This window comes from uncultured Ruthenibacterium sp., assembly GCF_963558415.1.
GTDB lineage: Bacteria > Bacillota > Clostridia > Oscillospirales > Ruminococcaceae > Ruthenibacterium.
Genome location: NZ_CAUWGY010000024.1, coordinates 1 through 15,646 on the forward strand (window position 1 = coordinate 1; position 15,646 = coordinate 15,646).

12 protein-coding genes are annotated in these 15,646 nt (G+C 44.6%); 7 read left to right on the plus strand and 5 right to left on the minus strand.

The genetic code is table 11. The features are described from left to right. Positions 1-185: 185 nt before the first annotated feature. The 4 genes from mnmA to rnhA form a co-directional block, all read right to left on the minus strand. A complete protein-coding gene (gene mnmA / locus AB5H98_RS06020) occupies positions 186-1,268 on the minus strand; it encodes a tRNA 2-thiouridine(34) synthase MnmA (RefSeq protein ID WP_367925014.1) in 1,083 nt (360 codons plus the stop codon). A gap of 5 nt (positions 1,269-1,273) precedes the next feature. Continuing rightward, complete coding sequence (nifU, locus tag AB5H98_RS06025; RefSeq protein ID WP_367925015.1) at positions 1,274-1,705, minus strand: Fe-S cluster assembly scaffold protein NifU; 432 nt, start codon at positions 1,703-1,705, stop codon at positions 1,274-1,276. 33 nt (positions 1,706-1,738) lie between these two features. Next, positions 1,739-2,911 carry a cysteine desulfurase family protein gene (locus AB5H98_RS06030; protein WP_367925016.1) on the minus strand — a complete coding sequence of 391 codons (1,173 nt, stop codon included), beginning with the start codon at positions 2,909-2,911 and terminating at the stop codon, positions 1,739-1,741. Positions 2,912-3,000: 89 nt separating this feature from the next. Next, positions 3,001-3,441: a ribonuclease HI gene (gene rnhA / locus AB5H98_RS06035; protein ID WP_367925017.1), complete on the minus strand. Its 441-nt coding sequence runs from the start codon at positions 3,439-3,441 to the stop codon at positions 3,001-3,003. 425 nt (positions 3,442-3,866) lie between these two features. Between rnhA and AB5H98_RS06040 the strand changes: the two genes are divergently transcribed. The 7 genes from AB5H98_RS06040 to ftsH all read left to right on the plus strand — a co-directional run bounded on the left by AB5H98_RS06040 (position 3,867) and on the right by ftsH (position 13,645). Beyond that, positions 3,867-5,720, plus strand: a complete 1,854-nt coding sequence (locus tag AB5H98_RS06040) for a ribonuclease J (RefSeq protein ID WP_367925018.1) — start codon at positions 3,867-3,869, stop codon at positions 5,718-5,720. Between the two features lie 56 nt (positions 5,721-5,776). After that, the gene (locus AB5H98_RS06045) at positions 5,777-7,759 is read left to right on the plus strand and encodes a DHH family phosphoesterase (protein ID WP_367925019.1); all 1,983 of its coding nucleotides are present in this window, start codon (positions 5,777-5,779) and stop codon (positions 7,757-7,759) included. A gap of 19 nt (positions 7,760-7,778) precedes the next feature. Further along, positions 7,779-8,222, plus strand: coding sequence for a 50S ribosomal protein L9 (gene rplI, locus AB5H98_RS06050; RefSeq protein WP_367925020.1), 444 nt, complete (start codon positions 7,779-7,781; stop codon positions 8,220-8,222). 96 nt (positions 8,223-8,318) lie between these two features. After that, on the plus strand, positions 8,319-9,638 hold the full coding sequence (dnaB, locus tag AB5H98_RS06055; protein WP_367925040.1) for a replicative DNA helicase: 1,320 nt from the start codon (positions 8,319-8,321) through the stop codon (positions 9,636-9,638). 34 nt (positions 9,639-9,672) lie between these two features. Further along, on the plus strand, positions 9,673-10,989 hold the full coding sequence (tilS, locus tag AB5H98_RS06060; RefSeq protein WP_367925021.1) for a tRNA lysidine(34) synthetase TilS: 1,317 nt from the start codon (positions 9,673-9,675) through the stop codon (positions 10,987-10,989). Beyond that, positions 10,979-11,530 carry a hypoxanthine phosphoribosyltransferase gene (gene hpt / locus AB5H98_RS06065; RefSeq protein WP_367925022.1) on the plus strand — a complete coding sequence of 184 codons (552 nt, stop codon included), beginning with the start codon at positions 10,979-10,981 and terminating at the stop codon, positions 11,528-11,530. The genes tilS and hpt overlap by 11 nt, the downstream gene beginning before the upstream one ends. 39 nt (positions 11,531-11,569) lie before the next feature. Further along, complete coding sequence (gene ftsH / locus AB5H98_RS06070; protein ID WP_367925023.1) at positions 11,570-13,645, plus strand: ATP-dependent zinc metalloprotease FtsH; 2,076 nt, start codon at positions 11,570-11,572, stop codon at positions 13,643-13,645. 90 nt (positions 13,646-13,735) lie between these two features. Here the strand turns inward: ftsH and typA are convergent, their stop codons facing one another. Next, positions 13,736-15,565 (minus strand): translational GTPase TypA, encoded by a 1,830-nt coding sequence (gene typA, locus AB5H98_RS06075; RefSeq protein WP_367925024.1) that lies wholly within the window; start codon positions 15,563-15,565, stop codon positions 13,736-13,738. Positions 15,566-15,646: the final 81 nt, after the last annotated feature.

A 15,646-nucleotide genomic window follows, 5' to 3' on the forward strand; every position in this document is an offset into this window, starting at 1 on the left:
ACCCTCGGCACGCGGTTTTGGAGACCGCTGCTCTACCAGCTGAGCTATACCCCTAAATCAAGCGGCCTTACCAACAGGGCGCTTTAATATAATACATGGATAAGTAGGTTTTGTCAACCCTTTTTTTGCAGTTTTATTATTTTTTAAAGTGCCGGACAAGAATAGCCTCTTGTCCGGCAAAGTCCTTATTCAAAAATCTCACAAATGATACCGCCGCCAATAACTTTTTCATCCAAATATAATACGGCGGATTGACCAGGAGCAGGAGCGCGTAGAGGGGATGCAAAACGAAGAACCATGTCATCGTCGCCAACAGCTTCTACAACGCATGGCGATGGGGTAGCTCTGCTACGAATCTTTACCAGGTATTCTTCTCCAGGAGCAAATGTCTTTTCATCCGAACGAACCACCTGCCGAATACAAATTCCGGAATAAAATTCATCGCCCGCAAGTGCTAGCTGAATGTCCCCATTGTCCAAGATTCGACGCACAAAGATTGGTTGACCATAAGCAATATTTAATCCTTTGCGCTGTCCAATTGTATAATGAGAAACGCCCTTATGCGGTCCGAAATCCTCTCCGTGCGGTCCGATAAAGCGGCCGGCCTTATCCGAAAGGCCACGCTCAGAAATAAACGCAGCATAATTTCCATCGGGAATAAAGCAAATTTCCTGGCTATCCGGAGAATCTGCACTTACAAGACCCAGGGTGCGAGCCATCTCTCGAATGTCCGTTTTTTCAAATTCACCAACCGGCAAACAAAGCCGCTGCAGAATGTCTTGCGGAAGCCGATAAAGCATATAGCTTTGATCACGTTCGGTACTTGCTGCCCGAGCAATATAAAATACACCATTCTCTTCGCAAACCCGTGCATAATGTCCGGTTGCGATAAAGTGAATTCCCATGCGGTCAGCAGCAGCGGCAAGTACTTTGAATTTTACATTCGGATTACACAAAACACAGGGACTTGGGGTTTCACCATGACAATAAGCGTTGCAAAAAGGTTCGATTACTTCCGACTCAAAGAGATCCGAACAATCTTCAACCGAGAACGGCACACCAAATTGCTTTGCAACCGCTTTTGCCGCTTGCAAAGAAGCGTCATGAGCAGGAGAGAAGCGAATGAAAACCGCATAGACGTCAAATCCCTGCTCTTTTAAAATTTGAATGCAGACCGAGGAATCAACTCCGCCTGACAGACCGACTAAGATTTTATCTTGTTTTTCAAATGTACTAAAACTAGAACCAAGGCTTACTTCACCGGACATAAAATTCACTCCTCAAGGCCACATGCGTGACAGTCTTCTTCGAGCTTACCAACAATCGGTTCGGGATCTACTCCCTGACGACGATAATAATCCGCCAAGGCAGCCTTAACGGCCTGTTCTGCTAAGACACTACAATGAATTTTTACGGGGGGAAGTCCGTCCAGAGCTTCTACAACTGCTTTATTTGTCAACTTCAATGCATCGTCGATTGTTTTTCCTTTAATCATTTCTGTGGCGATGCTAGATGTAGCAATAGCAGCACCACATCCAAATGTTTTGAATTTGACATCTGAGATGACATTCCCGTCAATTTTTAAAAACATTTTCATAATGTCGCCGCATTTGGGATTTCCTACTTCGCCAATTCCGTCGGCATTTTCGATTTCACCAACATTGCGTGGATTCGCAAAATGGTCCATTACTTTTTCGCTATACATATTTGAAAATCCTCTCTTTTTACGTTCTACTCATTAGGGGTGCCAAAGGGGACTGCGCTCACGCACAGTTGCAACAATTTCTTTTAAAGCAGTGCACACAGCCTTGGCGTCTTCCATTGTATTTTGAATTCCAAAACTGATGCGAAGACTGCAGTGCGCTATTTCATGAGGAAGCCCAATGGCAAGAAGCACATGGCTTGGATCAAGGCTGCCAGAAGCACAGGCAGAGCCAGAAGAAGCGCAAATTCCTTTCATATCCAGCATCAACAAAAGGCTTTCTCCTTCAGCGGCTTCAAAGCTGGCGGTTATATTATTCGGCAACCGCTTGTTCAAATCCAAAGGACCGTTGATTTTAACTTTGGGCATTGCTTGAATTTCTTTCAAAACATAGTCGCGCATAGCACGCTCATCAGCTATTTTTTTGTCCAAATTTCTGACCGCAAGGTCCAGAGCAGTAGCCAATCCAACAATGCCTGCCAGATTTTCTGTACCAGCGCGGCGACCACGCTCTTGTGCTCCGCCATCCATAAAATTAAGCGGCATGATACCACGTCGACAAATCAATGCGCCAACGCCTTTGGGACCATTAAATTTGTGTGCAGAAAGGCTGAGCATATCCACTCCAAGCTTTTTAAAATCAATTGGAACAGATCCAACAGCTTGCACCGCGTCGGTATGAAACCAAACACCTTTTTCGTGGCAAACGCGAGCGATTTCTTCGATAGGCTCTAGTGTACCGATTTCATTATTAGCAAACATGATTGTTACCAAAGCGGTTTCGGGGCGAATAGCATTTTGCACATCACGAACAGAGACAAATCCGTCAGAATCCACAGGAAGATAAGTTACTTCAAATCCTTCTTTTTCAAGTGCTTTCATAGAATGCAAAACCGCGTGATGTTCAATGCAGCTAGTAATGAGATGCTTTTTTCCAAGCTTTGCAAATTTGAGAGCAGTACCTTTGATCGCCCAGTTATCCGCTTCTGTGCCACAGCTTGTAAAAAATACTTCCGCTGGTTCACAACCAAGACTGGCGGCAACTTTAGCTCGGGCATTGGCCAAAGCCTCGTGTGCTTTGGAACCAACAGAATAAAATATACTGGATGGATTTCCGTATTCTTCGCAATAGTAAGGAATCATTGCGTCCAATACTTCCTTAGAAACAGGAGTAGTAGCCGCATTATCTAAATAAATTGTATGGTTCAATGAATTTCACCTTGCCTTCCATCATAAATTAAAAGGGGAATCTTTAAATACTAATATATACTTATTTAGTATAATTTGCAACCCCTTTTTCATCTTTTGAACTTAGCTGCCTCGGATACAGCCATGCGGTCACATTTTTCATTTTCAGGATGTCCGGCATGTCCTTTGATCCATTGATAGTGAAAGACGTGTGGTTCGCACAAATCCAACAAACGAGCCCACAAATCACTATTTAAAGCAGGTTTTTTATCGCTTTTCACCCATCCACGGGCGCGCCAGCTTTTGGCCCATCCTTTTGAAAGGCCATCCATTACATATTTTGAGTCGCTGCAAAAGGTAATATCGCAAGGTTCTTTTAAACATTCCAGCGCACGAATAATTCCCGTCAATTCCATCCGATTGTTGGTTGTTTCGGGTTCTCCGCCGGATAATTCTTTACGTTGTCCTTTGTAATCAAGAATTGCGCCCCAGCCGCCAGGGCCGGGATTTCCACTGCAAGCGCCATCGGTATAAATTGTAATTTTTTTCAACAAAATACTCCTTTCACGCAGAACAAAAACGTGCGCTTTCTTTATTATATGGAAAAGAAAAGATGCTGTAAACCCATATAAAGCGATTTAGAAAATCGTTTTTATCCAATACTTACAACAACTGGCGCCATAACTTGACGAAAGTGCATAATAAATGTATTATAATAGAATCATACTTTTATGGACCGGTGGATCGATAAGGTCAAAATTTTAGGAATACACAGCGTTGGAGCGCTGTTAAGATTTTAAAAACTAAGAAAACACACAGACAATTGCAAACGACATCTGGCCGTGCGCAGCGGCAGAGCGGTTGAAGTTTTAAGCACAAATAACAGATGCGTTCTGCATCCGGAAGGGATGGCAGAAGCTTTGTTAAACGTTGATTTATGTGCTTTTATAGAATCTGTGTGGGAATTGGAGGATGCATGAATCATACAACTGAAAACAATGGAAAAAAACAGCCGTCAACGCAAGGAAAGACTCGTGGAGTGCGTACCAAAAAAGAGGCTCCTGTAAAAAAGACGGTTGGAAAGCAAGAAGCCGCTGTCTCCCAAAAGAGAGTGGGAGGAACGACACGCCGTCCTCGCCGTCGGCAGACAGAACAAACAGCGAGTGTACCAGCGGTTCCAGTAAAGCTTTATCCTTTGGGCGGTTTAGGAGAAGTGGGGAAGAATATCACCCTCTATGAATGCCAAGGGGATATGATCTTGGTAGACTGCGGTTTGGTCTTTCCGGATAGTGATATGTATGGAATTGATTTGGTAATTCCGGATTTCACTTTCGTTTTGCAAAATAAGGATCGCATTAAAGGTGTTATCATCACGCATGGTCACGAAGATCATATCGGAAGTTTGCCGTATTTGTTGCGAGAGTTCAACCTTCCTGTCTATGCTACTCGTTTGACTTTGGGGCTGATTAAAAACAAATTGGAGGAACATGGATTGGCTTCTAGTGCCAATCTTCATGAAATTGTTCCCAAAAGAAAATTTAAGCTGGGTTGTTTTACAATCGAACCTATTCATGTAAATCATTCTATTCCGGATGCGGTTGGATTTGCCATTGAGTGCCCTGCTGGTGTTGTGATTCATACGGGAGACTTTAAAGTTGATTATACACCAATCTCAGGAGGTCCTACGGATTTAACAACCATCGCAGAATATGGAAAAAAAGGCGTATTGGCACTGTTATCAGACTCTACTAATGCAGAACGGCCGGGCTTTACGGTTACTGAGCACAAAGTAGGAGAAAGCTTTGCTACGCTATTTCGCCGTGCAGAGAAAAAACGTATCATTATTGCCACTTTTGCGTCGAATTTATATCGTATTCAGCAAATTATCGATTTGGCAGTTCGCTCAGGAAGAAAAGTGGCGGTTTCCGGACGCAGCATGGTGAACAATACGGAAATGGCATTGGAATTGGGATACCTCCATGCACCGGAAAACGTTTTGATTGATATTGAGTCTATTAATAAATATCCACCCGAACAAATTGTTTTGATTACAACGGGCAGCCAGGGAGAGCCTTTAAGCGCTCTGTCTCGTATGGCGGCTGCCAGTCATCGAAATGTCCGTGTAGGGCCAGGAGATTTTATAATCATCTCCGCCAATCCGATTCCCGGAAACGAGAAAATGGTTACCAAGGTCATCAATGGATTGTTGCGTCTTGGCGCAGAAGTGATTTACGAATCCATGTACGATGTACATGTATCTGGTCATGCTTGTCAAGAAGAACAGAAATTGTTGTTGACATTATCCAATCCCCAATATTTCTTGCCGGTGCACGGAGAATTTAAACATTTAAAGAAACATGCGATGACAGCCGCTTCTTTGGGAATGCCGGAGAAAAACATCTACATTGGTGAAAATGGCGATTGCATCGTTTTGTCCAGAGATGGATTGTCATTGGGAGAACCGGTTACAGCGGGCGCAGTTATGGTCGATGGACTGGGTGTTGGGGATGTAGGAAATATCGTAATGAGAGATCGCCGACATTTGTCTGAAGATGGACTCGTAATTGTTGTGGCCACGGTGGACGAGGCCAGTGGGCAAGTGCTTGCGGGACCGGATATTGTTACAAGAGGATTTGTATACGTGCGCGAAAGCGAAGAGCTGATTGACGGTGCACGGGAGCAAGTATGTCATACACTGGCAGGAATGAGTGCACAGGACATGAGGGATTTTGGAAATGTAAAGACCCGAATTCGTGAAACAGTATCTTCTTATTTGTACAGAAGAACAAAGCGGAGTCCTATGATTTTACCCATTCTGATGGAAGTGTGATTGTATGGACGCCTGTCCGGTGTTTGCCGGACAGGCGCTGAAGGGAGCGCTTTTCCATGAAAAAACGGATTGTTGCGATGGATGTTGTGCTGGTGATACTGCTGGCTTGCTGTGCAGCTTTAGGTGTTGCATTGGCTGTGGTAAAACCGGTGTTTTTGATCCCGGTCGCTGCATTGGTATTGGCGATTTTTGTCATCATTTATTTCAATATTCGTTTTTTTCGGCGCAAGTTAACCCGGCTTTTGCATGGAGCCCCGACAACGGAAACACAGGCCGGATATGCAGCTTTGAAAATTCCAGTTTTGGTGATTTCTGCTGGACGTATCGCTTGGTATAATGATGCATTTCGCGAGGACTTGTTGGGCGGAGAAGATACGCTTTTGGTACCGGTTGGAAAAGTGCTTCCGGGTTTTATGTGTGATTTGGCCAAGGAAAAAAATGGCCAGAATTTCGAACATGGTGGCCGCCGGTATACAGTATACGGATGTGGTGTGGAAGTCGGCGACGGACTATTCGTAGCTTATTTCGTGGACAACACACAATTGAAACGTCAAGCAGGTGAGTATCTTGCAACCAGACCTTCTGTTTTGATGATTGCATTGGATACATACGATGAAATTTTGAAGGAACTGAAGGAAAGTGAGCGTACTCGTATCATTGGCGAAGTAGAAAATGCGTTGGACCAGTTTATCGGAGCAACAACAGGTTTTTTACGACGTGTCAGTTCCGCAAGGTATCTTGCGGTGGTTGAAGAGCGCCATATGCATGAAATCGTGCAAAATCGATTTTCTATATTGGATACAGTTCGGGAAATCGGAGATGAAAATGCGGCTGTAACATTGTCCATTGGCGTAGGCCGTCTTGCGCCTACTTTGCAAGAGGGATACGAGATGGCGGTACAAGCCTTGGATATGGCTCTTGGGCGAGGCGGCGATCAGGCAGCGGTAAAGAGCAAAGAGGGCTTTGACTTTTATGGCGGTGTGTCGAGAAGCGTCGAAAAGCGAAGTAAAGTCAAAAGTCGCATTATTGCGGCTGCCCTTAAGGATTTGATTGCTCAAAGTAGCGATGTCATGATTATGGGACACAAAATGTCTGATTTGGATGCGGTGGGAGCATCGATTGGAATGTTGCGCTTTTGCAGAATATGCCGAAAACCTGCATGCATCGTGGTAAACGAAGAGCGAAGTTTGGCTTCCAATTTAATTGAAGATTTTCGCAAGGCAGGGCGTGGTTCTGATTTTATTTCACCGGATGATGCGGTAGATGCAATGGACGATAATACGCTCGTAATTATTGTGGATACGCATCTTAAATATTTGTTGGAATGCGCGCCTCTGTATGAACGTGCAAAAAATGTCGTTGTGATTGACCATCATCGGAAGTGCGTGGGCCATATTGATAATAGCGTGATTTTTTACCATGAACCCTATGCGTCCAGCGCCTCTGAATTGGTCAGTGAATTGCTTCAGTATTCGGACGCAGATAAGGAAACCAAGTTGCAGCCAATAGAAGCGCAGGCCCTTTTGGCTGGTATTATGTTGGATACTCGAAATTTTGCTTTGCATACGGGAGTGCGTACCTTTGAAGCTGCTGCATATTTGCGGCGCATGGGGGCGCAGACGCAAGAAGTAAAGAAACTGTTTAATTCTTCGTTTGAGGACTATGCTTATAAAGCGCAACTCGTTACTGATGCGGAAATCTATATGGGCTGTGCAGTTGTATTTGCGGATAATTTGCCAGAAGAAATGAGTGTTGTGATTCCGCAGGCGGCCAATGATTTATTGACGATTAATGGAGTACAGGCAAGCTTTGTAGCCGTGGATACTGGTTCTCAAATTACCATTTCGGCCCGGAGTATGGGAGAAGTGAATGTACAGATTATTATGGAAACCCTCGGTGGGGGTGGACATTTAACAATGGCTGGTGCACAACTAAAAAATTGCACGCTGGAAGAGGCAAAACACCGGCTGCTTGACGCTATTGCGGATTACCGCGAGAATAGAAGGAAAGCTGAGTCGACAAAAAATAACGCAAAATAAAGAAGGGAAAGAATCGACAATGAAAATTGTATTAAAACAGGATGTTAAATCGATTGGAAAGAAAGACGGAGTGTATGAGGTTTCGGATGGATACGCACGTAATTTTTTGTTCCCGCGTAATTTGGCGGTTGCCGCAGATGCAACTGCCATCAATGAGGTGAAAACAAAAGCGGCGGCGCAGCAGCACCATGCGGAAGAAGAGTTGGCGGCCGCCAAAGCCTTGGCTGCAAAGTTGACTGACCGCACAGTGGTATTAAAGGCTCGTGCGGGTCAGGGTGGAAGACTTTTTGGCTCTATTACAAGTAAGGATATTGCAGAAGCTTTAAGCAAAGATGTGGGAGAGCCGGTAGATAAAAGAAAAATTGTTCTGGAATCCGAAATTAAAAATTTCGGTTCTTATCCGGTAGAAGTAAAAGTCTATCCTAAAGTAATAGCAAAGCTGACTGTGCGTGTGGAGGAGTAATCCCACGGCAGAGGAGGTATTCTTGTGGCGGGAAATCAATATACAGGCGGCCTAGATCTCTCTCTGGAATCTTTGGGTGTAAATCTGCCGTATAATATGGAAGCGGAACAAGCAGTTCTTGGCGCTGCAATCTTAGAGGCGGAGATTATTCCGCAGATGGTAGAAAATTTGCGCCCGGAAATGTTTTATGCACGGCAAAACGGCGAAATCTTTTCGGAGATTGTACGCCTGTTTACCAGTTCGGCCCCGGTCGACTTTGTTACACTTTTGGCAGCGGTTCAGGATGCTGGGATTTTTTCAACAGAAGAAGAAGCAAAGGTATACTTGACGCAAATTGCTGAAACGGTCCCGTCTTTGTCTCATGTCAATACTTACATTAAGATTATTGGCGAAAAATATCGTATTCGGCAATTGATGCAAGCCGCTAAAACGATTTTGGAGCAGTCGGCAGAAGAACCGGATGCGGACATGCTCCTGGAGAGTGCAGAGCAGAAAATTTATGAGATTCGTTCTGGACGAGATTCCAATGCGCTCACACCAATCAGTAGCGTTATTATCGATACGTATGCACATTTGCAGGAAATCAGTGGCCCGAACAAAGAAAAGTATCTTGGAATTCCGACTGGATTTACCTATTTGGACAAGATGCTTACAGGTGGTCTGGGACGGTCAGATTTGATGATTTTAGCGGCGCGGCCCGGTATGGGAAAGACTTCTTTTGCATTAAATATTGCTACGAATGTAGCAAAAAAACGGAAAATTCCTGTGGCGGTATTTAGCCTTGAAATGACTAAAGACCAATTGGTCAGCCGTATTTTGTCCAGTGAAGCGGGTATTAGCAGTCAGGCATTCCGTACGGGCGAGCTGTCTACGAATGACTGGGAGTTTTTAGCGCGTGCTTCTGAGGTCTTGGCGCGTTCTCATATGTATTTGGATGACACATCTAATATCACCATCCCGGAGATGAAGGCCAAAATTCGTCGTGTAAATCAGGATCCCTCTAAGCCGGATATTGGCGTGATTATCATTGACTATTTACAACTGATGAGTACGGGAAAACGTACAGAATCGCGCGTGCAAGAAATCAGTGAAATTACACGTAATCTCAAAATTATGGCGAAAGAGTTAAATGTTCCGATTATTGCATTGAGCCAGTTGTCCCGAAGTGCAGAAAAAAACAGAACGGATCATCGCCCTATGCTCAGCGACTTAAGGGATTCCGGTTCTATCGAACAGGATGCGGATGAGGTGCTCTTTTTGTACCGCGAGGCATATTATGATAAAGAAGAAGGAGACAGTGCCATGGCGGAATGCATCGTAGCCAAAAATCGTCATGGAGAAGTTGGTACGGTGAATCTGGCATGGGACGGCGCACATACGCGCTTTACAGACGTCGATTATGCACATGACGCTTGAACAACGAGCACCTGAAACAATCAGGCGATATCAAATGATAAAAAATGGGGATACTGTCATTGTGGCCCTTTCTGGCGGAGGGGATTCAATGGCATTATTCCATTTTTTGTTTTTGCGATGTAAAGAATGGGGAATTACACTTCGTGCTGTTCATGTGAATCATGGAATCCGAGGCGTGGAATCTGACGAGGATGCTTTATTTGTGCGACAGTTGTGCGCTGATTGGGGAGTAGCGTTGGATGAAACACGTCTGATTCCACCACAGGGCCATGTCAGCGAGATGTGGGCTAGAGAAAAAAGATATTCTTTTTTTGAGGAGTGCGCTAGAAAGCATCGTGCAAAAATTGCACTTGCGCATACCCGTTCGGATCAGGCAGAAACAGTTTTGCTGAATTTAGCACGCGGATGTGCAGTGCGTGGAGCGGCAGGGATTCCGCCAGTGCGAGGCCCTTTTATCAGGCCGCTTCTGGATGTTTCTCATGAAGAGATACTGACATATTTAAAAAAATATGGGTTACCTTATCGCGTGGATAGCACTAACCAAGATCGTTCCTATACAAGAAATGCAATACGCTTGGAGGTCCTTCCTGCTTTAGAACGAACAAGACCGGGAGCAGAAAAAGCACTGGCTCGTTTTGCAGAAAATATGATGCAGGTTTCCTCTTTCTTGGATCAGCAAGCAGAAACATTATTAAACGATGCACAAATACAGAGATGTGAATACGATGCATCCATTTTAAAAAATGCTCATCCGGTTGTGTGCAAAGCGGCTCTTTCTATTCTTATTGCTCGACTTGTGAGTAAGGAAAAAACGGCATTGGTCCCTTTCGTATACGATAGTTTATTTAGTGGTGGAGCAGTGCAGTTGGGCAGGGAGTGGGTCTTGAGAGTCTCTCAGGGCAGACTCCGGGCAGAGTCCACACATATTCGAGAAGAAACATGGAATTTGCCGTATCAAGAAGGGATTTTTCCTTTGCCAGGCGGCATTGAACTTGAAGTCCAGTTTTTTTCTGTGCCAATTGTGGATGTTTTTAGAAAAGATGAAGAAAAAGCATTCAATTTTTATGCGGACTGTGATAAAATACTAAGGACAGCGCAGTTCCGAACGCGCCGGCCAGGAGATGTCTTTTCACCACCGGGCCAGACGCATTCGAAGCCGCTGAAAAAGTTGTATTCCCAGGCCAAGATTTCACCTTCTGCGCGTGCGGTTTGGCCGGTTTTGGTGCAGGGGAGCCGTGTGCTGTGGGCGGCTGGTTTTGGCTTTGCAAGAGGTCTTGAAATTACCGCAGATACAAAAAAAGCCGTAAAAATTACCATACGGCAGATGGAGGAAACAAAAAATGAAAGATAATATGCGGGAAGATGTTTTGCGCGTTTTGATTAGCGAGGAGGAAATCCGAGCAAAAGTAAAAGAGATGGGCAAAAAAATTACGGAAGATTATAAGAATTCTAATTTGATGCTCGTCACAGTTCTGAAGGGGGCAGTTGTGTTTCTTGCAGATGTGATGCGTGAGATTGATGTTCCGGCAGAAATTGATTTTATGGTGGTTTCCAGCTACGGGGCAGGGGTAAAATCTTCTGGTGTTGTAAAAATTGTAAAGGATTTGGATGTACCTTTGGAAGGAAAGGATATTTTAATTGTAGAAGATATTCTTGACTCCGGATTGACTTTGAGCTATATCAAAGAGCTGTTGGCGAGCCGTGGCCCGAAATCTATTCGTATTGCCACATTGCTTGACAAGCCTAGTCGTCGAAAAGTCGATTTGCAAGCGGATTATGTAGGTTTTTCCGTTCCTGATGAGTTTGTCATTGGGTATGGTTTAGACTATGACGAAAAATATCGCAATTTGCCGTATATCGGTATTCTCAAACCGGAAGTATATTCGGTTTGATCCGTCCGATGGGCGAAGCGATTTGGGAGTGAAACAAATTTGAATAAACGCAGAAGTACGAATGGCCTTTTTATTATTGCCATCCTTGGCCTGTTGTTGATGTTTTTCATTTTCACAGGGCCGGACAGCACTACGCAGACAATGAAATATTCCCAGGTTGTGGACTATTTCGAAAGCGGAGAAGTGGACGATTTTACGCTGGATATGAACAGCGGAACGTTGGAAATCACGTTGTCCGAAAGCGCAACACAGGAGTTAAAAGAAAAAGGTCAGTCTTCGCAGTCTACAAGCGAAGCTTCCGGTTGGCAAGGGATTTTTTCTGGTTCGGGAAGCAATCAAACCCAGAATACCGATCAACGTGCGGTGATTGATTATAAATTAGCTGGTGCTTCTTTGATTGTGGATAAATTGGATGAGTATCGTGAAATCCACGATGAGAAGTATCCAGATAATCCAATGACATATGATATTGTTCCTGCATCAGAAACGCCATTCTGGCTTACAATGTTGCCATTTATCGTTCTGTTGATTCTTACAATGGGCGCATTTTACTATTTCATGTATATGCAATCCGGCGGCGGAAAAGCGATGAACGTGGGACGTGCCAAGGTGAAGGATCAGGCAGATCAGGGAAGAAAAGCAACATTTAAAGACGTAGCTGGAGCGGATGAGGAAAAAGAAGAGCTCCAAGAGATTGTTGAATTTTTAAAAAATCAGCAAAAATTCAATTCTCTAGGAGCGCGTATTCCTCATGGCGTTTTGCTGGTAGGTCCTCCGGGTACCGGAAAAACTTTGCTTGCACGTGCTTGTGCAGGTGAAGCGGGTGTGCCTTTTTATTCTATTTCGGGCTCAGATTTTGTTGAGATGTATGTTGGCGTTGGCGCATCTCGTGTACGTGATTTGTTTGATAAAGCGAAAAAGACGGCTCCCTGCATTGTGTTTATCGATGAAATTGATGCTGTAGGACGTCAACGTGGAACTGGTTTAGGCGGTGGCCATGATGAACGTGAGCAAACGTTGAACCAGTTATTGGTCGAGATGGATGGATTTGGGGCAAATGAAGGTGTAATTGTTGTAGCTGCAACCAACCGTGTCGATATTTTGGATAAGGCACTTTTGCGTCCGGGACGTTTTGATCGTCAGGTTTATGTCGGACTTCCTGACGTAAAGGGACGTGAGGATATTCTGCGTGTTCACACCCGTAATAAACCGCTTGCTCCGGATGTGGTGCTAAAGACAATTGCAAAGTCTACGGCTGGATTTACGGGGGCAGATTTGGAAAATCTGGTCAATGAGGCTGCTCTGCTTGCGGCAAAGAGAGGCCGTAAGGCGATTACTGAAAAGGATATTGAAGAGGCGAGCATTAAAGTAATCGCTGGTCCTGAAAAGAAAAGCCGCGTTGTAACGGAAAAGGAAAAAAGATTAACGGCTTATCATGAGGCTGGGCACGCCATTACACATTATTATAGTGAAACGGCAGACCCTGTTCATGAGATTTCGATTGTTCCCCGCGGGATGGCGGGCGGTTATACCATGAGCCTTCCGGAGGAAGACAAGAACTACGTGACTAAGAAACAAATGGAAGATGAGATTGTAACTTTGTTGGGAGGTCGTGTAGCAGAGAAATTGGTGTTGGACGATATCTCTACGGGAGCTTCCAATGACTTGGAAAGAGCAACTGCTATTGCACGGAATATGGTAATGCGGTATGGTTTTTCAGAGCGTCTTGGTCCGGTAGTTTATGGCGGAAATCCAAGCGAAACCTTCCTAGGACGTGATTTGGGAACAGGAAGAAATTATTCCGAAGAAGTGGCATCTGAAATCGATGCTGAGATTCGAGAAATGTTGGATGAAGCCTTTGAGACAGCGCGGGTGCAATTGTCTCAACATATGCAACAGCTTCATGTAGTGGCAAAAGCACTGATAGAAAGAGAAAAACTTTCAGGGGATGAATTCCGTGCTTTAATGCAGGGAAAGACTCTGGATGATACTCAGAACGATGATCCACAAAACACAGAAAAAGAAAAGGCAGAGGAGAATGCAACTTTTCAACAAACTCGAGAAGAAAAAGAATCTCCGGTGATTGTCGTGGAGCCTGACACAGAGTCAAAATAATATGAATCAGAAAAGGGACAGCCGTATAACGGCTGTCCCTTTTTAATATAAAAGAACAGTGCTTCATAAGAGAAGCACTGTTCTTGTTGATTAAGCGTTTTTGCCACCTTTTACTGCCTTCATGCGCAGTTCATGGTTCAGAATGCGCTTACGAATGCGGATGCTGTTGGGTGTGACTTCCAAAAGTTCATCAGGCTTTAAAAATTCCAAACTCTCTTCCAAACTAAATTTAGAAACAGGAACCAACCGTAAGGCATCATCGGATCCAGAAGCACGCGTGTTGGTTAAATGTTTGGTTTTACATACATTCACACTCATATCATCCCCGGCCGGGCTATATCCAATAACCATACCTTCGTAAACTTTTTCACCGGGTTCAACGATCAGAGTGCCACGCTGCTGCGCATTGAACAAACCATATGTCACAGCAACACCTGTCTCAAAACTGACAAGACTTCCGGTTGAACGAGTGGGCAAATCGCCTTTCCATTCGTCATATCCGTCGAAAATGGTGTTTAAAATACCCTCACCATGCGTATCAGTCAGGAATTCGCTACGGTAACCAAACAAGCCACGGGACGGAATGCGGAATTCAACACGCATACGATTGGTGCCCAAAGGAGCCATTTGAACCAATTCGCCCTTCCGAGCTCCTAACTTTTGCATAACGCTTCCCTGATATTCTGTAGGAACATCGATAACAACATGTTCCATAGGTTCCATAACTTTTCCATTTTCTTCGTGCGTCAATACTTTAGGCGGCGAAACCTGGAGTTCGTATCCTTCACGACGCATTGTTTCGATCAAAATGGACAGGTGCATTTCGCCGCGTCCCATAACGCGGAAACTTTCAGTAGTCGTTGAATCTTCGACACGCAGAGCAACGTCTTTTAACAGCTCTTTGTGAAGGCGATCACGAATTTGTCGACTGGTGACAAATTTACCTTCTCGTCCGGCAAAAGGACTGTCGTTGACCGCAAATGTCATTTCAACAGTAGGATCATTGATCTTTACGAAGGGAAGAGGCTCTACCAAAGTAGGTGTGCACAAAGTGTTGCCAATATTGATGTCTGTCAAACCGCTGAAAGCGACAATGTCGCCGGCAGAAGCTTCTTGAATGGGAGTTCTGCCATTTGCTTCAAAACTGTAAAGCGCGGTAATGCGGCCGCGTTTAGCCAATTCTTTGTCGTGCCAATCGCAGACAGCAACTTCTTGGCCCACTTTGATGGTGCCGTTCTCAATTCGTCCAATGCCAATGCGTCCGACGAATTCATTATAGTCAATCGAAGAACAGAGCATGCTTAACGGGGCGGTAGGATCGCCAACAGGGGGCTTTACATACTCTAAAATAGTTTTGAAGAGCGGTTCCAGATCGGTACCAGGAACATCCGGGCTATAGCTAGCAGTTCCATCGCGTCCAGAGCAAAAGACCATGGGGCTGTCCAACTGCTCATCGGTTGCACCCAAGTCCATCAAAAGCAAAAGAATCTCATCAATAACTTCTTTAATTCTTGCATCCGGACGATCGATTTTATTCACAGCAATGACCAATGAAAGGTTTTGCTGAAGAGCTTTTTGCAGAACGAAACGGGTTTGCGGCATACAACCTTCAGCAGCGTCAACCAAAAGCAAAACACCGTTTACCATTTTTAGTACACGTTCAACCTCTCCGCCAAAATCTGCGTGGCCCGGAGTATCGACAATATTGATTTTTACACCATTGTAGTAAGTGGCAGCGTTTTTAGCGAGAATGGTGATTCCGCGCTCTCTCTCAATATCTCCAGAATCCATCACTCGGTCCGCGACTTGCTGATTATCCCGGAAAGCTCCCGATTGCTTGAGCATTTGATCAACCAATGTTGTTTTTCCATGGTCAACATGCGCGATGATTGCTATATTACGCAAATTGTTTTGTTCCATAAAATCGAGTCCTCTTTTTTGTTGAAATATTACAAGTTTCCAGACAATCTATTCTATAATAAAAGCAAGTATTTTGTCAAG

Excerpts from the sequence above, each read along its gene's own strand:
- rplI (WP_367925020.1), top strand. The coding sequence starts at position 7,779 with ATGAAAATTGTATTAAAACAGGATGTTAAATCGATTGGAAAGAAAGAC.
- typA (WP_367925024.1), bottom strand. The coding sequence starts at position 15,565 with ATGGAACAAAACAATTTGCGTAATATAGCAATCATCGCGCATGTTGAC.
- dnaB (WP_367925040.1), top strand. The coding sequence starts at position 8,319 with ATGGAAGCGGAACAAGCAGTTCTTGGCGCTGCAATCTTAGAGGCGGAG.
- mnmA (WP_367925014.1), bottom strand. The coding sequence starts at position 1,268 with ATGTCCGGTGAAGTAAGCCTTGGTTCTAGTTTTAGTACATTTGAAAAA.
- nifU (WP_367925015.1), bottom strand. The coding sequence starts at position 1,705 with ATGTATAGCGAAAAAGTAATGGACCATTTTGCGAATCCACGCAATGTT.
- AB5H98_RS06045 (WP_367925019.1), top strand. The coding sequence starts at position 5,777 with ATGAAAAAACGGATTGTTGCGATGGATGTTGTGCTGGTGATACTGCTG.
- AB5H98_RS06040 (WP_367925018.1), top strand. The coding sequence starts at position 3,867 with ATGAATCATACAACTGAAAACAATGGAAAAAAACAGCCGTCAACGCAA.
- hpt (WP_367925022.1), top strand. The coding sequence starts at position 10,979 with ATGAAAGATAATATGCGGGAAGATGTTTTGCGCGTTTTGATTAGCGAG.
- tilS (WP_367925021.1), top strand. The coding sequence starts at position 9,673 with ATGATAAAAAATGGGGATACTGTCATTGTGGCCCTTTCTGGCGGAGGG.